Below are 22,498 nucleotides of genomic sequence, written 5' to 3' on the forward strand. Positions count from 1 at the left end.
CCAGCAGCGCCAGCGAGCCGAAGTAGTACCAGATGTTGAAGTTCTTCGGCGCGTAGTACTCGCTGACATGCTTGCGGTAGATCGGCATCAACCCCGGCGCGCGGGCATTGACCCAGTCGGCCACGCCGGTGGCGGTACGGCTGAGGATGTTGGACATCAGGCAGCCCCCTGCGGATCGACACCGATGATGATGGTGTTGTCGTCCTGGTAGTGGTGCGCGGGCACCTTCAGGTTGATGGGTGCGGGCACGTCCTTGAAGACGCGGCCGGACATGTCGAAGCGCGACTTGTGGCAGGGGCAGAAATAGCCGCCCTTCCACTGTGGGTCGTAGGGCTCGGGGCGGATTTCACCCACCATTTCCGGTGAGCAGCCCAGGTGCGTGCAGAGACCGACCAGCACCGAGATCTCGGGCTTGATCGAGCGCAGCTCCGGGTTCTGCTTGAGCACGTACTCCGGCTGCTGGTCCTTCTCGCCGGACTCGGGGTCCTTCAGACGGCCATCCAGCCCATGCAGCGCATCGAGGATCGCCTTGGACCGTTTGACGATCCAGATCGGCTGGCCACGCCATTCCACGATCAGGCGTTGGCCTTCCTGCAGGGCGCTGATGTCGGCCACCACCGGTGCGCCGGCAAGCTTGGCGCGGGCACTGGGGTTCCAGGATTTGATGAAAGGAACTGCGGTGAATCCGACGCCGACGGCGCCCACCACGGCTGTGGTGGCAGTAAGAAAACGCCGACGTCCGGTGTTGACTGGATCGTGTACCCCATCGTTGGCCATCCGGCACTCCGATATTGATTAGGTAGCTTTAAGGCTGCCAGCGGTTCCGGTGGGGGCCAGAGCCGCATTGAATCTCGGTCGAGTGTAGCGGAACCGTCGCGCGCCACACAACGCATTGCAACAACTCTTTTCAAGGTGTGCCGACTGACAGTCGGCACCTACCCGCTTGAAGGTGTGCCGGCCAACGGTCGGCACCTACTGATGGGTCAGGGCGGTGCGGTAACGCTCGGCCAGTTGCCCTACCCTTCGCACGTAATACTGGGTCTCGCTGTAGGGTGGCACGCCGCCATGGCGATCGACAGCGCCTTCGCCGGCGTTGTAACCGGCCGCGGCCAGGGTCAGATCACCTTTGAAGCGCTTCAACAACCACGCCAGGTACTGCACGCCGCCACGGATGTTCTGCCCGGCGTCGTAGGAATCGCTGACGCCGAAGCGTGCGGCGGTGGGCGGCATCAGCTGCATCAGGCCCTGCGCACCGGCACGGCTGAGCGCGGTCGGGTTGTAGGCTGATTCGGCGTGGATGATCGCGCGTACCACGGCTTCTTCCACCCCGAATTCGCGTGCGGCCGAGGTGATCTCGCTCTGGAAGGCCGTGGTGTTCAGGCGCACGCTGCCGAAATCGACGCGCGGATTGACTCCGCAGGCGTAGCAGCGCTCCATGAAGCTGTAGCGGATGGTCCGCACCGGGCCGAGATTGGCGACCTGGGTCGGGCGTGCGCTGGTGTAGTGGCGCACCCCGTCCTGCATGTACGAATAGACCTGTCCGCTGACCATCTTGCCGCCGCGTGGACCGGCCGGCGTGTACGCTGCTGCGGGTACCGGAGTCGGTGCGACAGCGGGACGGGCAGCGCTGGCGGCAACCGCGACCGGATTGCGCTCGGCACTGGCCACCACTGCAGCAGGCGCTGGTACCGGCGCAGGCACCGAGGTGGCGACCGGAGCACGCACCGCCCTGCCCGCGCTGCGGGTGTAGCTGATGGCGCTGCATTGGGCACCGGCCACCCGCTTGCTGACATAGCTGGTGACCCCATCGGCGCCAAGACACTTGTACAGGGTGCCGGCGCTGGCCGGCGCAGCGGTCAGCGCAGCGATGATGATCGCCGTTATCCCCAGTCTCCCCTTCATGGCCGCGAGTGTCCCAGCTTCGCTGCGGCTTGCCAAGGGCGCCGGCTCAGACCGTGACGGTGGGCACGGCCAGGAGCTGGCTGAGCCCGGTCAGACGCTGGGACAGCTCCTCGCGCAGCTCGGCCGGCGTGGTCCACAGCGCCACCGGCAGGCGATCCAGGCTGAGGATCTGCGCCAGCATCATGCCGCGGCTTTCCGCGCCCATCCGCAACAGGCAATGGTCTGGCCCATCGGCCTCGAGTACGCCGCACCAGGGCGGAATGCGCCCAGCCAGCTCCGCTTCGCTGCCGGCCAGGCGCAGGACGGCCTGCAGCGCGAACGGCGCCTGGCTGACCGCCTGCCGCACCATCACATCGGGCGGCGCCGGGGTTCGCCGGTGCAGGCCAGGCTCGGGCAGAAGCCGCACCGCCCCCATCCGGTCCACGCGCAGTGTGCGCCAGTCCTGCCGGCCCAGATCCCAGGCCAGCAGATACCAGCGCCGCCCGTAGTTGACCAGGTGCTGGGCCTCGACTTCCCGTTGCGTCACCGCGTCCTGCGCGCTGCGGTATTCGAAGGCCAGCCGCGCGGCCTGCCGGCAGTGCTGGGCCAGCCGCCCGAGCAGGCGCGCGTCGGTGGATGGCAGGTCGGACAGGGTCGCGGTGGCGGCATGCACTTCGCCGGCCTGCTGGCGGCGACGCGCCGGCACCAGCGGGTCGAGCTTGGACAGCAGGCCCCGTGCGGTGTCGTCGATGCCGGAGACCGTGGCCGACGCCGCGCGCAGGGCAATCGCCAGAGTGGTGGCCTCTTCCTCGTCCAGCAGCATCGGCAGCACCGGCGCGCCCGCGCCCAACCGGTAGCCCCCGCCTACGCCGGCCGAGGCCTGCACCGGATATCCCAGCTCGCGCAGGCGTTCGACATCGCGGCGGATGCTGCGCCGGTCCACGCCCATGCGCTCGGCCAGCTCGGCACCGGACCAGTGGCGGCGGGCCTGCAGCAGCGAGATCAGGCGAAGCAGGCGATGGGCGGTATGGCGCATGACGGATCGCGGACAGAAGTCGTCCGCAATTGTGCCTCAGCATGGGCCCCACTTCACCACCACCTGCAAGGAGCAATGCCATGACGTCACGCCAGATCACCCTCTACCACGCCGCCCGTTCACGCTCGAGCGGCGCGGTGGCCCTGCTTGAAGCACTGGGCGCCGACTACCGCATGCAGGTGCTGGACCTGAAGGCTGGCGCCAACCTGGCCCCGGCCTACCTGGCGATCAATCCGATGGGCAAGGTGCCGGCCATCGTGCACAACGGCGCCCTGGTGACCGAGCAGGTGGCGATCTACCTGTACCTGGCCGACCTGTACCCGGAAGCCGGGCTGGCGCCGCCGATCGGCGACGCCCTGCGCGGCCCCTATCTGCGCTGGATGGCCTTCTATGGCGCCTGCTTCGAGCCGGCGATGATCGACCGGGCGATGCGCCGCGAGCCGCCGCCGCATGCGATGTCGCCCTACAACGACGCCGACACGGTGCTGCAGGTGATCGAAGCACAGCTGGCGCAGGGGCCGTACCTGCTGGGCGAGGTGCTGAGTGCGGCCGACGTGCTGTGGGGCAATGCGCTGGCATGGACCAGTGCGTTCGGCCTGGTACAGCCCGCACCGGCGACGGCCGCCTACATCGAGCGGATGAGCGCGATGACCGCGTTTGATCGTTCGCGGCAGATCGATGCGGAGCTGATCGCGGCGTAAGGGCACCCGCCGGGCACGGCCCGGCGCTACCGAACGGGGCGGGAGGCGGGTAGCGCGGGGCCATGCCCCGCGAGCGCGCAGCGCGGCACCGTTGGCGTTGCGCAAGGCGGGCGGTACGGGATGCGGGTAGAATCGCCCCCTTTCCCGCCACCCGAATGGATTAAGCGCCATGACCGGGACGCCAGACGTCTTTCCGCCCGCCACCCAGGGCGACACCCCGCTCGTTGCCCTGCCCTCTGGTCCGCGCAAGCCCGACCAGGTGAAAGGCAAGCTGTACATCAAGACCCACGGTTGCCAGATGAACGAGTACGACTCGGCCAAGATGGCCGACGTGCTGGCCGCCAGCGATGGCCTGGAACTGACCGATCGTCCGGAGGACGCCGACGTCATCCTGGTCAACACCTGCTCGATCCGCGAAAAGGCGCAGGAGAAGGTATTCAGCCAGCTGGGCATCTGGAAGAGCCTGAAGAACCAGGGCCGCGAGGTCATCATCGGCGTTGGCGGTTGCGTGGCCTCGCAGGAAGGCGAGGCGATCATCAAGCGTGCGCCGTTCGTCGACCTGGTGTTCGGCCCGCAGACGCTGCATCGCCTGCCGGAGCTGATCCGCGCCCGTCGCGAACAGCAGCGCCCGCAGGTGGACATCAGCTTCCCGGAGATCGAGAAGTTCGATCGCATGCCCGAACCACGTGCCGATGGCGCGTCGGCGTTCGTGTCGATCATGGAAGGCTGCTCCAAGTACTGCTCGTTCTGCGTGGTGCCCTACACGCGCGGTACCGAAGTCAGCCGCCCGTTCGAGGACGTGGTGGTGGAAGTGGCACAGCTTGCTTCGCAGGGCGTGCGCGAGATCAACCTGCTCGGCCAGAACGTCAACGCCTACCGCGGGCCGTATGGCGACGGCGAATTCGCCGACCTCGGCCTGTTGATCCGTACCATTGCCGAGATCGATGGCGTTGGCCGCATCCGCTTCACCACCTCGCACCCGCTGGAGTTCAGCGATTCGCTGATCGATGCGTTCCGAGACGTGCCGCAGCTGGCCAACTTCCTGCACCTGCCGGTGCAGGCTGGCAGCGACCGCGTGCTATCAGCGATGAAGCGCGGTTACACCGCACTGGAATTCAAGTCGAAGATCCGCAAGCTGCGCGCGGTCCGCCCGGACATCTCGATCAGTTCGGACTTCATCGTCGGTTTTCCCGGCGAGACCGATGCGGATTTCGAGAAGACCATGAAACTGATCGAGGACATCGGCTTCGATCACAGCTTCTCCTTCATCTATTCGCGTCGCCCGGGCACCCCGGCAGCGGACCTGGAAGACACGATCAGCGATGCGGAAAAACATGCTCGCCTGTCGCGCCTGCAGGAACGCATCAACGCGCACGCTGCAAGCATCTCCGAAAAGATGGTCGGCAGCGTACAGACCGTGCTGGTGGAAGGACCTTCACGCAAGAACCCGAACGAACTGACCGGCAAGACCGAGAACATGCGTTCGGTGAACTTCCCGGCGCACCCGCGCCTGATCGGCCAGTTCGTGGACGTGGTGATCACTGAAGCGTTGACCAATTCGCTGCGTGGTCGCGTGGTGGCGGAATAAGGTGTGCCGACCAACGGTCGGCACCTACCGTGTGGATGCCGACCGTTGGTCGGCATGCTTCAATCCAGGCGTTTGCGGAAGCGCAGGATGGCCAGGGTCATCATCGCCACGATGAACACCAGCAGTGCCAGTGCGTCCGGCCACAGCTCCCACAGCGAGGCCCCGCGCAGCATGATGCCGCGCACCAGGCGCAGGAAATGGGTGAGCGGCAGCACTTCAGCCAGCCACTGCACCGGCCTGGGCATGCCGGCGAACGGGAACATGAAACCCGACAGCAGGATCGACGGCAGGAACAGGAACAGGGTCATCTGCATGGCCTGGAACTGCGACCGCGCGCGCGTTGAAATCAACAGGCCCAGCGCCAGGTTGGCCAGCACCAGCAGCACCGCGGCCAGGTAGACATCAACCAGGCTGCCGCGGATCGGGACCTCGAACAGCCAGGTTCCCAGCAGCAGTACCAGCGTGGTCTGCAGCAGACCGATCGCCGCATAGGGCAACACCTTGCCGACCATCAGTTCGCTGCGCGATACCGGCGTGGCGATCAGCAGTTCCATGTTGCCGCGTTCGCGTTCGCGTACCACCGCCACTGCGGTGAACATCACCAGGGTCATGGTCAGGATTACCCCGATCAGGCCAGGCACGATGTTCACTGCTGAGCGCCGTTGCGGGTTGTAGAAGCTGATGACGCTCACCTGCCCGCTGGCGATGCTGCCTTCGCGCAGCGGCCGTGTGTTGCTGGTCGGGCGCGTGTCCAGCGGCACCTGCGCCAGCTGGATCGCCGCACTCTGCACCACCGTGTCGCTGCCGTCGACCAGCACCTGCACCGCTTCGCGGCCTTCGTAGCGGCGTCGCTCGAAATCGGAGGGAATCACGATGCCCACGCTGATCCGACCCCGTTGCAGCGCCTCCATCAGTTGATCGGGCGTATAGGCCTGCGCGTGCGGCGTGATCACGCCGGTGGCGACCATGTCCTGCACCAGCGCGCGCGACGCCGCACTATTGGCCTGATCGGCGATACCGGCATCCAGATGCCGCAGGTTGAGGTTGATCGCATAGCCGAACAGCAGCAGCTGCATCACCGGGATGCCGACGATCATCGCCAGGGTGATGCGGTCACGGCGCAGCTGCCGCAGCTCCTTGAGCATGATCGCCCATAGCCGTCGCACGCTCATGCGGCCGGTTCCCGACCACGGCCACGGGTGGCGGCAACGAATACGTCTTCCAGGTTGGGCGCCACCGGTTCGATGCTGGCCTGCGGATCGGCGGCGGCAAGCGCCTGCGCCAACACGGTGGTATCGGCCGCACCCTCGCTGCACAGCACGCGCAGTTCGGTGCCGATCTGGGCCACGCTGAGCACACCCGGCAACGCCGCCAGCGCGCGGCTGGCCTGCCGGGGCTGCGAGGCGGTGACCTTCAGGGTACGGCCCTGCAGCTGCGCGCACAGCTCGGCCGGGGTGCCATCGGCCACCAGGGCACCGCGATCGAGGATCGCCAGCCGGTGGCAGCGTTCGGCCTCGTCCATGTAGTGGGTGGACACCAGCACCGTAGTGCCGGCATCGGCGAGCTCGAACAGCGCCTCCCAGAAATCGCGACGCGACTCAGGATCGACCGCACTGGTCGGCTCATCCAGGAACAGTAGTTCCGGCGCATGGATCACCGCACCGGCCAGCGCCAGCCGCTGCTTCTGCCCGCCGCTGAGGGTGCCTGCCAACTGCACCTGACGGTCCTGTAGACGGTACTGCAGCAACAGCGCATCGACCCGCTGCCGCGCCTGCGCGCGCGGCAGATCCTGGATGGCGGCAAGGAATTCCAGGTTCTCCCGCACCGACAGGTCTTCGTACAACGAAAAGCGCTGGGTCATGTAGCCGATGCGGCGGCGCAGCGCTTCGGCCTGCGCCGGGATCGCCAGGCCCAGCACTTCGATCTCGCCCGCGCTCGGTTCAAGCAGCCCGCACAGCATGCGGATGGTGGTCGACTTGCCCGAGCCGTTCGGGCCAAGGAAGCCGTATACCTGCCCGCGCGGCACCTGCAGATCGACGTTGTCCACCGCCAGCAGATCGCCGAAACGACGGCTCAGGCCCTGCGCGCGCACGGCGATGTCATCGACGGGATTCAGAAGCGCACCTGCACCGGCAGCCCGGCGGGCAGCGCCTGCATGTCGGCACTGTCGTCCAGCTCGATCTCGGCCAGGTAGCTCAGCCGCGAGACGTCATCACCGGTCAACGCGTAATACGGCGTAAAGGAAGGTTCGCTGCGGATCGACCGCACATGCCCCTTCAATATGGTGTTCGCGCCGTCCAACTGCACCTGCGCCGCCTGCCCCACCTTCACCTGCAGGCGCACTGGCTGCGGCAGGTACACGCGCGCATACGGGCGTTCGCCCACCAGCATCACCACCAACGGCGCACCGATCGGTGCCTGGTCGCCCTGCCGGTAGGGCAACGCATCGACCACGCCGTCGCGCGGCGCGCGTAACTGCAGCTTCTGCAGGTTGACGGCCTGCACTACCTCCTGTGCCTGCGTTGCCCGCGAGGCGGCCTGGCCCTGGGCAATGTCCTCACGACGGTTGCCGCGCTGCAGCTCCAGCCACGCCTGTTCGGCAGCGCGCACGCTGGCCACGGCGTTGTCGGCTGCCGCGCGGGCCCGGTCCAGGTCGGCAGCAGCGACCAGCCGCTGACGGGCCAGCGGTTGCACCCGGCGGTAGTACGCGGTGGCTTCCGCCGCCTGCGCGCGCAGCGCCGTAAGCTGTGCCTGCGCCTGGGCGATCTGCTCCGGACGCGGGCCCACCTGCAGTTCTTCAAGCTGTGCCTGCACACGGGCGGTTTCGGCCTGTGCGGCGTCGAACTGGGCGGCGCCACGGGCAGGGTCCAGGCGCATCAGCAGCGCGCCGGCCTTGACCGCCTGCCCTTCGCGCACGTCAACGGCGCTGATCACTTCCGCCGCCGGTGCGGGCACGCTGATCCTGTCCCATTCAAGCGTACCCAGTGCCGCCGGCGGTGCTTCGCCGCAGCCCGCCAGCAGGCAGCTGCCCAGCAGCCCCATCCTGCGCATCCACGTGCCCACGGCCATGCGCCACCTCCTCCGATGGCGCCACGGTGCCATGCTCCCTGTGCACCCGCAATGATCCAGAACAGGGCTGGTCAATAATTGATCACCCGCCGGCAACGCCACTGCCGCAAGGCTCGCTGCCACCTATCCACAGGTTCGCGGCAACACCGTCCACACCGCATGTGGAGAACCCTGCAGGCACTGGCACAATTTTCACCACGGCATCATCTTCCTTGTGGCACAAGCGCTGCGAAGGACTATCCACAGGTTTCTTCGGCGCCGGTCCACACCCGGTGTGGAGAACTGTCGTCCTGCCGCCTTGCGCGTTACCCTTGTCGTCCCTGACTCCATCGCGGTGGACGGCGACCCCGCCCCACCCCAAGCAATGAAAAGCATCGAGCATCGAGACTTCACCCTGTCGCCGGAAGACAACGCGCAGCTGGCCAACCTGTGCGGCCCGTTCGACGGACACCTTCGCCAGATCGAATTGAAGCTTGGCGTGGAAATCGCCAATCGCGGCTTCGTGTTCCGCATCAGCGGGCCGGCCGAGGCCAGCGCTGAGGCACAGAAGCTGATCGAGGCGCTGTATGAAGAAGCCGCCGAGACCACCTTCGACAGCCACGGCATCCACCTGCGCCTGAACGCGGCGAACATCGAACAGATCGCCGACCGCTCCTACGAAGCGCAGGACGTGGCGATCAAGGTCAAGCGCGGAACCGTGCGCGGGCGTGGTTCCAACCAGAGCCGCTACCTGCACCAGATCGTCAGCCACGACATCAACTTCGGCATCGGTCCGGCCGGTACCGGCAAGACCTTCCTGGCCGTGGCCAGCGCGGTGGAAGCACTGAACGAATCGCGGGTGCAGCGCCTGATCCTGGTGCGTCCGGCGGTCGAGGCAGGCGAGAAGCTGGGATTCCTGCCCGGCGACCTGAGCCAGAAGGTCGACCCGTACCTGCGACCGCTGTACGACGCCCTGTATGAAATGCTGGGCGTGGAAAAAGTGCTCAAGCTGCTGGAAAAGAACGTCATCGAGATCGCGCCGCTGGCCTACATGCGCGGTCGCACGCTCAACGATGCGTTCGTGATCCTGGACGAAGCGCAGAACACCACCATCGAACAGATGAAGATGTTCCTGACCCGCCTCGGCTTCGGCTCCACCGCCGTGGTCACCGGTGATCTGACCCAGACCGATCTGCCCAAGCACGTGAAGTCCGGCCTGCGCGATGCGATCGACGTACTGCGCGATGTCGAGGGCGTGAGCTTCACCTTCTTCGACGCCCGCGATGTGGTCCGCCACCCGCTGGTGGCACGCATCGTCAGCGCCTACGACCGCCGCGACCTGCATCAGATCCAACCTGGAGCGACTCCATGACCCGTGGTCCCGTGCGACTGGATGTCGCCGTCAGCTATGCCCTGCCGCGTGCCGGCCTGCCCTCGGCCGTCAGCTTCCGCAAGTGGGTTGCGGCCGCGCTGAAGGGCCGCATCCGCGAGGCCGACCTCGCCATCCGCTTGGTCGACAGCAAGGAAGGCCAATCCCTGAACCGGCATTACCGGGGCAAGGATTACGCCACCAACGTGCTGAGCTTCCCGGCCGACGTGCCGGAAGGCCTGCCCAAGGGCATCAAGTTCCCACTGCTGGGCGACCTGGTGATCTGCGCGCCGGTGGTGGCGCGTGAAGCCGACGAGCAGGGCAAGGCGCTCAATGCCCACTACGCGCACCTGACCGTGCACGGCGTGCTGCACCTGCTCGGCTGGGACCACGAGGACGACAAGGAAGCCGAGGCGATGGAACAGCTGGAACGCGAGATCCTGGCCGAGCTCGGCATCGACGATCCCTACGCCGGCGAGCGCTGAGCCTCGCACGGCGCTATTCTGCGCCTGCAACCTCCCCGGAGACATGGATGATGATGGGCGACATGGGGCCACTGCTGGCCGGAAGTGCGATCTTCTCCCTGCTGCTGGTCGTGGCCGCCAACGTGGTGCACCGCGTCAGCACCCGCCATCCCGATGGCCGGCACTGGCTGCTGCGCACGCTGGCCCTGCTGTCCCCGACCAGCCTGCTGGCAGGCGTAGCCGTGGGCATGGTCGGGCCGCATCTGCTGGGTGGCCATGGGCCGGTGAGCAGCACCTCGACGCTGTGGATGACCTCGATGGTGCTGATCGTGATCGGCGCGTTCTCCGCACCGGTAAGCTGGCGCGTGGTCCTGCAGCAGCGCCTGGGCCGCGCAAGCGGCAGCCTGCCGTTCTTCCATGCAACGCGCGCGCAGCTGTGCGCGCTGTTCGTGCTCGCTGCCGTGTATATGGGCGCTGCCCACCACGCCAGTCCAGACCTGCCGCCCTGGCTGCTGGAACCGGGTGCACTGCCGCTTGCGGTCCGCGCCGTGCTGCAACTGGTCCACATAGCCCTCCTCTCGGCGATGCTCGCCCTGCCGGTGATGGCGTTGCGTGCCGTGGCCAACCGTTCGGTACGACGTGTGCGGGCGCTGCTGCACCGGACATCGCAGGGCTGAGACCGCCCTTTGCAACGGAACGGGTGATACCGCCCCGGGAGCGCCAATGTCATTGATGCCCGCACTGTTGCTTGCCGCGCTGCTGCAGTCCGGGGCAGGCCTGATGTCCGATCCTGACCAGCCCTCGCCGTTCCCCGCCAGCGACAGTGAGGCCGACATTGCCGCAAAGATCGCCGAGCTGCGGGCGTTCTTCGGCAGCAGCGAACAGGACACCCGCCAGGCTGTCGCCACCGCCCAGCAACGGGCGCTGATCGAGCGTCTGCAAGCCCGGCACGCGGCTCGGCTGGCGGGTGCCTGGGTGAAAAACGATCCGGGCTGGCACATCGTGGTGCGATTGACCGGTGATGCACCGGTGGCAGATGAAGTACATGGCGGCGCTGACGGCCCGCAGTACGTGCACTTCCGCACCGGCGCCGCGCTGACCGAGGCGGAGATGCGGCGACGCATGCGGGCCCAGCGAGACTGGTTGCGGGCCCAGCTGCCGTACATGACGGGCTACGGCCTGGACGTGCGGACCGGCGAGATGTACGTGCAGCTCGACGACGATGCCCCAGACCGCGCGGCGGCATCGGTGGTGGCTGCACACCTGGAAGCCCGGCTCGGCTTCCCGGTCAGGTTCGAATAGCTGCCGGCCGCAACCGGGCGCTGACCGCCCCGGGTCGCGATGGGTCGCGGGCCGCAACCGGCGCCGTTACCATGCACAGCCTTGCCGCCGCCGATCGGATGTTGTCGCGATGTCACCGCTGCGTTTCCTGCCCATGCTGCTGGTCGTCGCCCCAGCCGCTTCCGCCGCACCACTGGACCTGCCAGCGCTGATCGAGTGCCGCCAGGGCGTGGCCGAGCATGCCGCACTGGCACCCCTGCTGACCGATCCGCTGAAGGCCGTGGCCCACGGCCTGCAGCCGCTGCCGCAGGGCAACCAGTTCATGAGCGAGTACCGGCTGGCCGGCCCGATCACCGTGTTCGGCCGGCAGACCGAGCGCGTGGCAGTGGCCGGCGCCAGCATCATGGCCGTGCTCGACCAGGCCGACCCGCGGCCGCTGGCCAGGCAGCTGGCGCTGGAGACCGGCTACGACCAGGACGGCAAGTTCATGGCTGGGCGCGAGCTGGTCAGTCGCGATGTGACCGATCCGAAGACCGGCGAGGCGCAGATCGAGTCGATCATCCTCAGCGTATCCACCGTCGCCACCCACCCGGGCAAGACCCTGGCCGGCTGCACCTACAGCCTGGACCTGCCGGCCGAGGACGAGAGCCCGGCCGCCGCCGCCCCGGCTGGCGAGGGTCACTGACAGGCCCCCACATCCTGCTAGACTGGAGCCATCGCCCGGCCTGCCGGGTGCCTTTTTTCCAGAGATGTCAGAAGACGACAGTAGTAGCTCCTCCGTGGAGCACAGTGAAAAGAAGCGCGGCTGGCTTGAACGCCTGACGTCCGCTTTTTCCGGCGAACCCCACACCCGCGACGAGCTGGTCGCTGTCCTGCACACCGCGCAGGAAGAAGGGTTGATCGCCGCCGATACCCTGAAGATGATGGAAGGTGCCATTTCGGTAGCCGAGCTGACCGTGGGCGACGTGATGATCTCGCGTTCGCAGATGGTCTCGCTGCCGGTGGAGGCGCCCTTCCTGGAGCTGATGAAGCAGGTGGTCGAGTCCGGCCATTCGCGCTTCCCGGTGCATGGCGAGAACAAGGACGACATCCTCGGCGTGCTGCTGGCCAAGGACCTGCTGCGCGGCGTGGTTGCCGACAATGGTCCGGGCAACGTACGTGAACTGCTGCGCCCGGCGGTGCTGATTCCGGAAGCGAAGAAGCTCAACGTGCTGTTGAAGGAGTTCCGCCTGTCGCGCAACCACATGGCGATCGTGGTGGACGAGTACGGCGGTGTCGCCGGCCTGGTCACCATCGAAGACGTGCTGGAGCAGATCGTCGGCGACATCGACGACGAACACGACGAGGCCGAGGATTTCTCGGCGCAGATCGCCATCCAGGCCGATGGCCAGTACGTGGTGGATGCGCTCACGCCGATCGGCGATTTCAATGAGCGCTTCGGTGCCACCTTCTCCGATGAGGACTACGACACCATCGGCGGCCTGGTGACCGAAGCCGTCGGCCATCTGCCGGAAGTCGGCGATGAACTGGCGTTGGATCGCTTCATGTTCCGTGTGGCCCGCGCCGATGCGCGCCGGGTCCAGGCTTTCCATGTAACGGTGCTGGCACCGGACGCGCAGGACGACGCTTGAAACACCGTGGCCTGGTCCTGACCCTGTGGCTGGCGTTGTGCCTGCTGGCCACTGCCCTGCCACTGGCTGCGTTCGCGCAGGCAGCGGCGCCGACCGTTTCGACGACCACCGATGCCCCTGCCCCGCGTGTCGGCGTGGTCACCATGCAGCCGGGCACCGTGTTCTTCGAGCGCTTCGGCCACGATGCCATCGTCGTGCTGGACCCGGTGAGCGGCGAGGCGATCTCGTACAACTTCGGCTACTTCGATCCGTCCGAACAGGATTTCATCGGCCGCTTCGTACGTGGCGACATGATGTATTACCTGGTGGCCCTGCCACTGCAGCAGGACCTGTCGTACTACGACGAGACCGGCCGCGGTGCCAGCGTACAGTGGCTGGATATCACCCCTGAGCAGGCACGCTCGCTGGCCGCCGACCTGGCCGAACGGGCCAAGCCGGAAAACGCGCGCTACCACTACGATTACTACACCGCCAACTGCGCGACGATGGTGCGCGACACGCTGGACAAGGCACTGGGCGGCGGGTTGCATTCACAGCTGTCGGGCCGCTCACGCGGCAACACCTATCGCAGCGAGTCGGTTCGCCTGGCGTCGCCGGCCCCGTGGATGTGGCTGGGCTTCGATATCGGCCTGGGCCCGTTTGCCGACCAGCCGCTGTCGCGCTGGCAGGAAGCCTTCGTGCCGATGCGCCTGGCCGATGCCCTGCGGCAAGCCCGCAACAGCGACGGCCGCCCGCTGGTGCAGTCCGAGCAGGAACTGCTGCCGCACCGCATCGACCCCGAGCCGAAGGAGTTCGCGCGCCGCTGGTGGCCGTGGCTGCTGTGTGGCCTGGTGATTGCGGCGGGCGTGCTGGCGCTGCGCAACCGTCCTCGCCTGCTGGCCGGCCTGGCCTTGCCGCTGTGGCTGCTGTGCACGATCGCCGGTGGCCTGCTGGTGTTCCTGTGGGGCTTCAGCACGCACTACGCCGCCTGGGCCAACCGCAACCTGCTGCTGCTCTCGCCGCTGTGCCTGCTGTTGCTGCCGGGGGCGATCAGCCTGCTGCGGCGGCGCGTGCCCGGCCGCATGTTCAGGATCGTGCTGTGGCTGGTGGCGGTACAGGCCGTGGCCGCCCTGGTGCTGCATTGGCTGAGCCTGCAGGCGCAGTACAACGTGCAATGGATCGTGCTGCTGCTGCCGGTCCACGCAGCGCTGGCCTGGGTGCTGGGGCGCCGTCCTCACTTGTCGGAAACGCAGCACTGACGCACGATGGCGGGCATGTCATTGCCCGCCTCATTGCCCGCCCCTGCTGCCGCATCCGCCGCAGCCAATCCCACCTGCGTCATCAACTGCGTCCACTACGATGACGACGGCAAACGCCACGACATCAGCCTGGATGCCATCAGCGATGTCATCGCCAGCAACAACGGTTTCGTCTGGGTTGGCCTGTACGATCCGAACGAAGATGTACTGCTGAAGCTGCAGGAAGAATTCTGCCTGCACGACCTGGCGGTCGAGGATGCGCGCAACGCGCACCAGCGCCCCAAGGTGGAGGCCTACGGCAATTCCTTGTTCGTGGTGGTGACCACCGCGCAGATGGTTGACGAGCGCATCCAGTACGGCGAAACCCATGCCTTCCTCGGCCCACGGTTCCTGGTGACCGTGCGCCATGGCGCCTCGCTGTCGTACGCACCGGTGCGCGCACGCGTCGAGCGCGAACCACAACTGCTGAAGATGGGGCCGTCGTACTGCCTGTACGCCGTGGCCGACTTCGTGGTGGACAACTACCTGCCCATCACCAACCGCTTCCGCGACACCCTGGAACTGCTGGAGAAGGACATCTTCGCCGACAGCTACAAGCGCAGCACCGTGGTGCGCCTGTATGAGCTCAAGCGCGAGTTGAACAAGATGCGGATGGCGGTGGCGCCATTGCAGGATGTACTGGCGCAGCTGCGCCGCTACCAGGGCGAACTGTTCCCGGACGAAGTGAAGCTGTATATCCGCGACGTGCACGACCATGCGGTACGCATCAGCGATGTGATCGACACCCTGCGCGAGATGCTGGGCACCGCCTTGAGCGTGAACCTGTCACTGGTGACGCTGGCCCAGGGCGAGACGGTGAAACGGCTGGGTGCATGGGCCGCGCTGCTGGCCGCGCCGACGTTGATCACCAGCTGGTATGGCATGAATTTCAGCCACATGCCGGAACTGAACCAGCCGTGGGCCTACCCGTTGATGATCGTCGGCGTCGGTGGCATCTGCGTCGGCCTGTACCGGCTGTTCAAGCGGGTGAAGTGGTTGTAACCCGCTTTTTTGTAGAGCCGAGCCCACGCTCGGCTGTTCCCGGCAAAGAGCAGCCGAGCATGGGCTCGGCTCTACACAGGCAGGTGCATCAAGCCACGTAGATGGTCTTGATGTTCATGAACTCATGGATGCCATGGTCGGCCAGTTCGCGGCCGAAACCTGATTCCTTGCTGCCACCGAACGGCAACCGCGCGTCGCTCTTGACGATGGCGTTGACGAACGCCGCGCCGCATTCCATGCGCTGGGCGAAGGACTCACCGCGCACCGGGTCACGCGTCCACACGCTGCCGCCGAGACCGAAGCGGGTGTCGTTGGCCACGCGCAGTGCCTCGGCCTCATCCTTGACCCGGATGACGGCGGCGACCGGCCCGAACAGTTCTTCGTCGTAGGCGGGCATGCCTGGCCCCACCTGGTCGAGCACGCTGGCCGGATAGCCGGCGTGGCTGCCAGCAACCGGTTCGCCGCCGATCAACACGCGTGCGCCTTTGGCAACGCTGGCCTGCACCTGCTTGTGCAGTTCGTCGCGCAGGTCGGCACGGGCCATCGGCGCCAGCGTGGTGCCGCGCTCGTTCGGATCGCCGTACTGGCGCTCGCCTGCGGCTTCGACGAAGCGCCGGGTGAATTCATCGGCCACCGCTTCGACCACGATGAACCGCTTGGCGGCAATGCAGGTCTGGCCACTGTTGTCGAAGCGCGACTTCACCGCAGCGGCAACTGCCTTGTCCAGGTCGGCATCATCGAGCACCACGAAGGCGTCGCTGCCGCCCAGCTCCATCACCGACTTCTTCAACTGGCTGCCAGCGTTGGACGCAATCGAGCGCCCTGCCCGCTCGCTGCCGGTCAGGGTCACGGCTTTCACCCGTGCATCGCGCAGCACCTCGGCGGCCTGGTCGTTGTCGATGTGCAGCACGTCGAACACGCCGTCAGGCAGGCCGCCATCGCGGCATACCGCCAGGATCAGGTCCGCGCACTGCGGCACGTTGCTGGCGTGCTTGAGCAGCGCCACGTTGCCGGCCATGAACGCCGGAGCAAGGAAGCGGAACACCTGCCAGATCGGGAAATTCCACGGCATCACCGCGAACACGCAGCCGATCGGCTCATAGCGCACGTAGCTGCGCTGCGCCTCGGTATCGATCAGTTGCGGCTTCAGGTAGTCGGCTGCGTGGTCGGCATAGAACTCACAGGTGCTCGCGCACTTTTCCACCTCGGCCAGAGCTTCGGCCTTCAGCTTGCCCATTTCGCTGGTCATGGCCTGCTGCAGGTCGTCGCGGCGCGCACGCAGCTGGCCAGCGATCTGCTTGAGGATCGCCCCACGTTCCTGCAGAGAGCGCTCGGCCCAGCGCGGGAATGCATCGGCCGCCGCCTGCAGGCGCTTCTCGATGGCAGCGGCGTCCATCAGCTCATGGCGGTAGGTCACCTGGCCGGTGGCCGGGTTGATGATCTCGACGGTCATTGGGGGTCTCCATCAGGTAGACCCCCATTGTGCGCCTGCCGCCGTGAGCCGGATGTTGCCGCTCAGCCGTTGTCCTGGCGTGCCAGCTGCAGGTCGCGCTGGCGTCGCTTCTCGGCACGCGCATTGATGTACCAGCCGATCACCGCAGCAATCGACACCGCCGACACGAGCAGCGTGGCCAGCGCATTGATCTTCGGGCTGATGCCCATGCGCACCGAGGCGAACACCTTCATCGGCAGCGTGGTCGAGCCCGGCGTGGCAACGAAGCTGGCCACCACCACGTCGTCCAGCGACAGGGTGAAGGCGAGCAGCCAACCGGCCACCAGCGCCGGCGCGATGATCGGCAAGGTGATGCGGCCGAACACGGTCAGCCGGCTCGCGCCGAGGTCCATCGCCGCTTCTTCCAGCGACAGGTCCATCTCCTGCAGGCGCGAGGACACCACTACGGTGACGAAGCACAGGGTGAAGGTGACGTGGGCGATCCAGATGGTGGCCAGGCCGCGCGCCGGGAAGCCCGGAATAGCGCCCATCGAGGCCAGCAGGGCCATCAACGAGAAGCCGAGGATCACGTCCGGCATCACCAGCGGCGCGGTTACCAGCGCACCGAAGAACGGCTTGCCGCGGAAGCGCTTGAAGCGGGTCATCACCATCGCCGCCAGCGTGCCGAGCACGGTGGCGGTACAGGCGGTCCAGAACGCGACCACCAGGCTGGTCCACATCGCATCCATCAGCGCGCGGTCGGCAAACAGGTCGCTGTAGGCGCGGGTGGAGAACCCGGCCCAGACCATGGCCAACCGCGAACTGTTGAACGAATAGAACATCAACAGCAGGATCGGCAGGTACAGGAAGGCGAAGCCGAGCAGCAGCACGCCCAGCCCCAGGCCCTTGGCAGAACGTGGGCTCATGCCTGCTTCCCTTCCAGCAGACGCTGCTGGGATCGATTGAACAGCAGGATCGGCACCAGCAGCAGCAGGATCATCGCTACCGCCATCGCCGAGGCACCCGGCCAGTTGCGGTTGTTGAAGAACTCGTTCCACAGCTGGCGACCGACCATCAGCGTTTCCGAGCCACCGAGCATTTCCGGGATCACGAATTCGCCGATCGCCGGAATCATCACCAGCATGCAGCCGGCGATGATGCCGGCCTTGGACAGCGGCAGGGTGATGCGCAGGAACGCCTGCCACGGCTTGGCACCGAGGTCGTAAGCCGCTTCCAGCAGACGGTGGTCATGCTTGACCAGGTTGGCGTACAGCGGCAGCACCATGAACGGCAGATAGCAGTACACGATGCCGATGTAGGCTGCGGTCGGGGTATCGATCAGCTGCAGTTTGGGCAGGCCCATGTTGGTCATCAACGTCTGCAGGCCGGTGTACTGCAGGAACTGGTCGAGCAGGCCGTTGCGGTCCAGGATCGCCTTCCATGCATAGACGCGGATCAGGAACGAGGTCCACGACGGCAGCACCACCAGCATCATCGCCACGTTGCGCGCGGCTGGCGACAGGCGGGCGATGGCATAGGCCATCGGGTAGCCGATCAACAACGTGAGGAAGGTCGAGATCGCGGCGATCTTGATCGAGCTCAGGAACGCCTGGGCATAGATAGAATCGCGGAACAGCGCCAGGTAGTTCTCGAGGTTGAGCTTCAGCGAGAGCCCACCATCGACGTACTGCAGCAGCCAGGTATACGGCGGCGAGCCGACCCGGCTGTGCGAGAAACTGATCATCAGCACGATCAGGAACGGCACGGCGAAGAACAGCAGCAGCCACAGGTACGGAATGCCGATGACCGTGGCACGCGTGCCCGGCAGCCAGCGCTTCAGGCCGGCGACGCTCATGAGGTCAGCACCACGCCGTCGTTGTCACGCCAGTGCACCCACACCTCGTCGCCCCAGGTCAGGCCATCGCTGGCCCAGCGCTGCGAGTTGGCGAAGTTGGCCAGCACCTTGGCACCACTGGGCAGGCGCACGTGGTAGACCGAATGGCTGCCGAAGTAGGCAATGTCCTCGATCACACCCTGCGCCTTGTTGGTGTGCCCTTCCGGCTCGTCCTTGCCGATCATCACCTTCTCCGGGCGCAGCGCGAACGCGACCGGCTGCCCTTCATAGCAGGTGATGCCATGGGCGATGTAGACCGGCGCCGGGAACAGCGGCGAGCGCACGGTCACGTATTCGGGCAGGTCCTCGTCGATCACCCCGTCGAACAGGTTCACCGAACCGATGAACTCGGCGACGAAGCGGTTGGCCGGCTGCTCGTAGACCTCGTCGGGCTTGCCGACCTGCTGGATCCAGCCGGCGTCCATCACCGCGATGCGGGTGGCCATGGTCATCGCCTCTTCCTGGTCGTGGGTGACCATCACGCAGGTCACGCCCGAGGATTCGATGATGCTGACCAGCTCCAGCTGCATCTGCGAGCGCAGCTTCTTGTCCAGCGCGCCCATCGGTTCGTCCAGCAGCAACAGCTTGGGCCCCTTGGCCAGCGACCGCGCCAGCGCCACGCGCTGCTGCTGGCCGCCGGACAACTGGTGCGGCTTGCGCTTGCCCAGGTGGCCCATCTGCACCAGGTCAAGCATCTCGCCCACCCGCTTGCCGATGGCCTCGCGGCCCAGTCCATCCTGCTTCAAGCCGAATGCGATGTTCTGCTCGACGGTCATGTGCGGGAACAGGGCGTAGGACTGGAACATCATGTTGACCGGCCGCTGGTACGGCGGCAGCGCATCCATCCGCTGGCCATCGACGGTGATGGTGCCCTTGGTGGGCGTCTCGAAGCCGCCGAGGCAGCGGAGCAGGGTCGATTTGCCGCTGCCCGAGCCGCCCAGCAGGGCGAATATCTCGCCCTTGCGGACGTCCAGGTTGACGTCATCGACGGCGACGAAGCCATCGAATTCCTTGCGCAGATCACGAATGGAGAGATAGCCGGGCACACCGGTCGCTTCGACGACGGCGGCTTCCGGCTGGGCTTCAACGGGCATGGGGGCTCCGGGAGCGGGCGGTGGACAGCGGCCGCCATTCTAACGGCCGGGGGCCGATGGGGATATGACGGCGGCTGGCGACCGGGGCTGCCGGACCCAGCGCGCGTGCCTGGGGGAAACCGCTGCGCTCGCCGAGCATGGCCCGGCGCTGCCTGGGGAGCCGGTTCCGCCGGGCGTGGGCCCGGCGGCGGCCGAACGGCCTAGCGGCCGGTCTTCACCTCGGTCCACAGCCGGGTGTAGAGCTTGTCGGTCTCCGGCGTGTTGATCGAATAGGTGAACATCTTCTCGGCCACGTCAGCCGGCGGATAGATGGTCGGGTCGGTGCGGATCGCCTCGTCCACCAGCGGGGTCGCGGTCGGGACCGGGTTGCCGTAGTGGATGAAGTTGGTGTTGGCCGCGGCCACCTTCGGTTCCAGCAGGTAGTTGATGAACGCGTAGGCCGCTTCCGGATGCTTGGCATCCTTCGGGATGGCCAGCATGTCGAACCACTGCGGCGCGCCTTCCTTGGGGATCGAATAGGCCACGTGCACGCCATTGCTGGCTTCGGCCGCACGGTCGCGGGCCTGGATGATGTCACCCGACCAGCCCACCACCAGGCAGGTACCGCCGTTGGCCAGCGAGCCGACGTACTGCGAGGAGTGGAAGTTCTGCACGTACGGGCGGATCGACTTCAGCAGGTCCGCCGCCTTCTGCAGGTCGGCCGGATCGCCGCTGTGCGGGTCCAGGCCCAGGTAGTGCAGCGCGATCGGAATCATGTCCGCCGGCGTGTCCAGGATGGTCACGCCGCAGTCCTTCATCTTGCTGATGTTTTCCGGCTTGAACACCAGGTCCCAGCTGTTGGCGATGTCGGCGCTGCCACCGAAACGCTCCTTCAGCATGTCCACGTTGTAGCCGATGCCGGTGGTGCCGATCATGTACGGCACGCCGTACTGGTTGCCCGGATCCTGGGTGGCGATGCGCTTCATCACCGCCGGGTCGAGGTTGGCCAGGTTCGGGATCTTCGACTTGTCCAGCGGCAGGAACACACCGGCCTGGATCTGCCGGCCGAAGAAGTTCAGCGTCGGCACCACCACGTCGTAGCCGCTGTTGCCGGCCAGCAGCTTGGTCTCGACCATCTCGTCACTGTCGAACACATCGTAGGTGACCTTGATCCCGCTCTGCTTTTCGAAGTTCGGGATGGTGTCTTCGGCGATGTAGTCGCTGTAGTTGTAGACGTTCAGGACCTGGCTGTCCTGTCCGCCGCCGTTGCCGCCGCCACAGGCGGAAAGCATGGCGGAGGCCAGGCCGAGCGTGAGGATACGCAGCTTCATCGGGTGCTCCAGAATGCGGAAAGGGGGGCCGGCCGGGCCGGCGACGGGTGCCAGCCTACCCGCCGGCGACGGATTTTTCTATTCGCGGCCTTCACACGTTCAGCAGCAGGAACTCGCGTTCCCACGAACTGATCACGCGGAAGAAGGTCTCGTATTCCTTGCGCTTGACCGAGATGTAGGCGCGGCAGAAACGCTCGCCCAGCAATGCCTGCAGCTCGCTGCACTGCTCCAGCCCGTCCAGTGCTTCACCCAGCGAACGCGGCAGGTCGTAGCCCAGCTCCTTGGCGCTGCCGGTCACCGGCGCGTCCGGCGCGAGGCGCTCACGGATGCCGAGCAGGCCACAGGCCAGGGTCGCGGCCATCGCCAGGTAAGGGTTGGCATCGGAGCCGGCAAAGCGGCTTTCCACCCGCATGTTCTCCGGCGTATCCAGCGGTACCCGCAGGCCGCAGGTGCGGTTGTCGAAGCCCCAGTGCACGTTGCTCGGCGAGACTTCGCCGAACACCAGGCGCCGGTAGGAATTCACGTTCGGCGCGAAGAACGCCATGGCCATCGGCACATACTTCTGCAGGCCGGCCAGGTAGTGGGCGAACAGCGGGCTGAAATCCTCACCGCCGTGCTCGCCGGTGAACACATTCTGGCCATCGCTGATGCGCAGCAGGCTCTGGTGGATGTGCATCGCACTGCCCGGCTCGTTCTCCATCGGCTTGGCCAGGAAGGTGGCATACACCCCGTGGCGCATCGCCGACTCGCGCATGGTGCGCTTGAACAGGAACACCTGGTCGGCCAGGTCCATCGCGTTGGCGTGGGTGAAGTTGACTTCCAGCTGCGCCGCGCCGGATTCGTGGATCAGCGTGTCCACGTCCAGCTTCATCGCATCGCAGTAGTCGTACATCAGGTCGAGGATCGGATCGAACTCGTTGACCGCGTCGATCGAGTACGACTGCCGCGCCGTTTCCGGGCGCCCCGAGCGGCCTGCGGGGGGCAGCAGCGGGAAATCCGGATCGGTGTTCTTCTGCACCAGGAAGAACTCCAGCTCAGGCGCGACCACCGGTCGCAGGCCGAGCTCGGTGTAAGCATCCAGCACCCGGCGCAGCACGTTGCGCGGCGCCAGTTCATGCGGCTCACCGTTCTTGGTGTAGCAGTCGTGGATGACCTGCGCGGTCGGGTCGGTCGCCCATGGCACCATGCGCACAGTGTCCGGGTCGGGGCGCAGGATCATGTCCGAGTCCGACGGCGAGGTCAGGTCGTAGTAATCGTCCGGGAATTCGCCGGTGACGGTTGTCGCGAAAATGCCCTCCGGCAGGCGCGTACCGTAATCGTGCGAGAACTTGTCGGCCGGGATGATCTTGCCGCGCGCGTTGCCGGTGATGTCCGGAACCAGGCATTCGACCTCGGTGATGCGCCGCTCCTTCAGCCAGCGCAGCAGGCTGCTTTCCTGCGGTGGCGTGGGCGTAGCCGTCTTGCGCGGGCGCGTTCGCGAACTCATGGGG

22 protein-coding genes and 1 pseudogene are annotated in these 22,498 nt (G+C 66.5%); 10 read left to right on the forward strand and 13 right to left on the reverse strand.

The features are described from left to right. The 4 genes and pseudogenes from DBR20_RS20500 to DBR20_RS20515 form a co-directional block, all read right to left on the reverse strand. Positions 1-157, reverse strand: a pseudogene (locus DBR20_RS20500) (cytochrome b); the annotation flags it as partial. Continuing rightward, positions 157-777: a ubiquinol-cytochrome c reductase iron-sulfur subunit gene (gene petA / locus DBR20_RS20505; protein ID WP_025875286.1), complete on the reverse strand. Its 621-nt coding sequence runs from the start codon at positions 775-777 to the stop codon at positions 157-159. The pseudogene DBR20_RS20500 and the gene petA, both read right to left, overlap by 1 nt. A 195-nt stretch (positions 778-972) precedes the next feature. Beyond that, positions 973-1,902: a lytic transglycosylase domain-containing protein gene (locus DBR20_RS20510; RefSeq protein WP_108268083.1), complete on the reverse strand. Its 930-nt coding sequence runs from the start codon at positions 1,900-1,902 to the stop codon at positions 973-975. A 46-nt stretch (positions 1,903-1,948) separates the two neighbouring features. Then, positions 1,949-2,917: a WYL domain-containing protein gene (locus DBR20_RS20515; RefSeq protein WP_108268085.1), complete on the reverse strand. Its 969-nt coding sequence runs from the start codon at positions 2,915-2,917 to the stop codon at positions 1,949-1,951. 80 nt (positions 2,918-2,997) lie between these two features. Here DBR20_RS20515 and DBR20_RS20520 point away from each other — a divergent pair, with 80 nt between their 5' ends. Together DBR20_RS20520 and miaB are read left to right on the forward strand one after the other, a co-directional pair. After that, the gene (locus tag DBR20_RS20520) at positions 2,998-3,618 is read left to right on the forward strand and encodes a glutathione S-transferase family protein (RefSeq protein ID WP_108268087.1); all 621 of its coding nucleotides are present in this window, start codon (positions 2,998-3,000) and stop codon (positions 3,616-3,618) included. Between the two features lie 169 nt (positions 3,619-3,787). Further along, on the forward strand, positions 3,788-5,206 hold the full coding sequence (miaB, locus tag DBR20_RS20525) for a tRNA (N6-isopentenyl adenosine(37)-C2)-methylthiotransferase MiaB (protein ID WP_108268089.1): 1,419 nt from the start codon (positions 3,788-3,790) through the stop codon (positions 5,204-5,206). Between the two features lie 59 nt (positions 5,207-5,265). Here miaB and DBR20_RS20530 read toward each other — a convergent pair whose 3' ends face one another. From DBR20_RS20530 to DBR20_RS20540, 3 genes are read right to left on the reverse strand one after another with little or no spacing between them, the layout of a single operon-like run. Beyond that, positions 5,266-6,378, reverse strand: coding sequence for an ABC transporter permease (locus DBR20_RS20530; protein ID WP_108268091.1), 1,113 nt, complete (start codon positions 6,376-6,378; stop codon positions 5,266-5,268). Further along, complete coding sequence (locus DBR20_RS20535; protein ID WP_108268093.1) at positions 6,375-7,298, reverse strand: ABC transporter ATP-binding protein; 924 nt, start codon at positions 7,296-7,298, stop codon at positions 6,375-6,377. Before DBR20_RS20535 ends, DBR20_RS20530 begins: the two co-directional genes overlap by 4 nt. 20 nt (positions 7,299-7,318) lie before the next feature. Further along, positions 7,319-8,275: an HlyD family efflux transporter periplasmic adaptor subunit gene (locus DBR20_RS20540; RefSeq protein ID WP_108268095.1), complete on the reverse strand. Its 957-nt coding sequence runs from the start codon at positions 8,273-8,275 to the stop codon at positions 7,319-7,321. Between the two features lie 364 nt (positions 8,276-8,639). On the opposite strand from DBR20_RS20540, the gene DBR20_RS20545 reads away from it, so the two are divergent. The 8 genes from DBR20_RS20545 to DBR20_RS20580 all read left to right on the forward strand — a co-directional run bounded on the left by DBR20_RS20545 (position 8,640) and on the right by DBR20_RS20580 (position 15,278). Further along, complete coding sequence (locus tag DBR20_RS20545; RefSeq protein WP_108268097.1) at positions 8,640-9,626, forward strand: PhoH family protein; 987 nt, start codon at positions 8,640-8,642, stop codon at positions 9,624-9,626. Continuing rightward, a complete protein-coding gene (gene ybeY / locus DBR20_RS20550) occupies positions 9,623-10,108 on the forward strand; it encodes an rRNA maturation RNase YbeY (RefSeq protein WP_108268099.1) in 486 nt (161 codons plus the stop codon). Before DBR20_RS20545 ends, ybeY begins: the two co-directional genes overlap by 4 nt. A gap of 47 nt (positions 10,109-10,155) precedes the next feature. Beyond that, a complete protein-coding gene (locus tag DBR20_RS20555; RefSeq protein ID WP_108268101.1) occupies positions 10,156-10,764 on the forward strand; it encodes a hypothetical protein in 609 nt (202 codons plus the stop codon). 46 nt (positions 10,765-10,810) lie between these two features. After that, positions 10,811-11,389 (forward strand): hypothetical protein, encoded by a 579-nt coding sequence (locus DBR20_RS20560; protein ID WP_258223448.1) that lies wholly within the window; start codon positions 10,811-10,813, stop codon positions 11,387-11,389. 109 nt (positions 11,390-11,498) lie between these two features. Beyond that, on the forward strand, positions 11,499-12,053 hold the full coding sequence (locus DBR20_RS20565; protein ID WP_108268103.1) for a hypothetical protein: 555 nt from the start codon (positions 11,499-11,501) through the stop codon (positions 12,051-12,053). Positions 12,054-12,117: 64 nt separating this feature from the next. After that, positions 12,118-12,999, forward strand: coding sequence for a transporter associated domain-containing protein (locus DBR20_RS20570; RefSeq protein WP_089239987.1), 882 nt, complete (start codon positions 12,118-12,120; stop codon positions 12,997-12,999). After that, positions 12,996-14,237, forward strand: a complete 1,242-nt coding sequence (locus tag DBR20_RS20575) for a DUF4105 domain-containing protein (RefSeq protein WP_108268105.1) — start codon at positions 12,996-12,998, stop codon at positions 14,235-14,237. Before DBR20_RS20570 ends, DBR20_RS20575 begins: the two co-directional genes overlap by 4 nt. 6 nt (positions 14,238-14,243) lie before the next feature. Continuing rightward, positions 14,244-15,278, forward strand: a complete 1,035-nt coding sequence (locus DBR20_RS20580) for a magnesium and cobalt transport protein CorA (protein WP_089239983.1) — start codon at positions 14,244-14,246, stop codon at positions 15,276-15,278. Positions 15,279-15,366: 88 nt separating this feature from the next. On the opposite strand, the gene DBR20_RS20585 is transcribed toward DBR20_RS20580, so the two are convergent. From DBR20_RS20585 to DBR20_RS20610, 6 genes are all read right to left on the reverse strand, one after another. Then, on the reverse strand, positions 15,367-16,731 hold the full coding sequence (locus DBR20_RS20585; RefSeq protein WP_108268107.1) for an NAD-dependent succinate-semialdehyde dehydrogenase: 1,365 nt from the start codon (positions 16,729-16,731) through the stop codon (positions 15,367-15,369). Positions 16,732-16,793: 62 nt separating this feature from the next. After that, positions 16,794-17,636 (reverse strand): ABC transporter permease subunit, encoded by an 843-nt coding sequence (locus DBR20_RS20590; RefSeq protein WP_100464457.1) that lies wholly within the window; start codon positions 17,634-17,636, stop codon positions 16,794-16,796. Next, positions 17,633-18,565: an ABC transporter permease subunit gene (locus DBR20_RS20595; protein WP_108268109.1), complete on the reverse strand. Its 933-nt coding sequence runs from the start codon at positions 18,563-18,565 to the stop codon at positions 17,633-17,635. Before DBR20_RS20595 ends, DBR20_RS20590 begins: the two co-directional genes overlap by 4 nt. Continuing rightward, the gene (gene potA / locus DBR20_RS20600; RefSeq protein WP_108268111.1) at positions 18,562-19,698 is read right to left on the reverse strand and encodes a polyamine ABC transporter ATP-binding protein; all 1,137 of its coding nucleotides are present in this window, start codon (positions 19,696-19,698) and stop codon (positions 18,562-18,564) included. The genes DBR20_RS20595 and potA overlap by 4 nt, the downstream gene beginning before the upstream one ends. A 200-nt stretch (positions 19,699-19,898) precedes the next feature. Beyond that, positions 19,899-21,008, reverse strand: a complete 1,110-nt coding sequence (locus DBR20_RS20605) for a polyamine ABC transporter substrate-binding protein (protein WP_108268113.1) — start codon at positions 21,006-21,008, stop codon at positions 19,899-19,901. 91 nt (positions 21,009-21,099) lie between these two features. Further along, positions 21,100-22,494, reverse strand: coding sequence for a glutamine synthetase family protein (locus DBR20_RS20610; RefSeq protein ID WP_089239973.1), 1,395 nt, complete (start codon positions 22,492-22,494; stop codon positions 21,100-21,102). Positions 22,495-22,498: the final 4 nt, after the last annotated feature.

The sequence above is a fragment of the Stenotrophomonas sp. HMWF023 genome, from assembly GCF_003060985.1.
GTDB lineage: Bacteria > Pseudomonadota > Gammaproteobacteria > Xanthomonadales > Xanthomonadaceae > Stenotrophomonas > Stenotrophomonas lactitubi.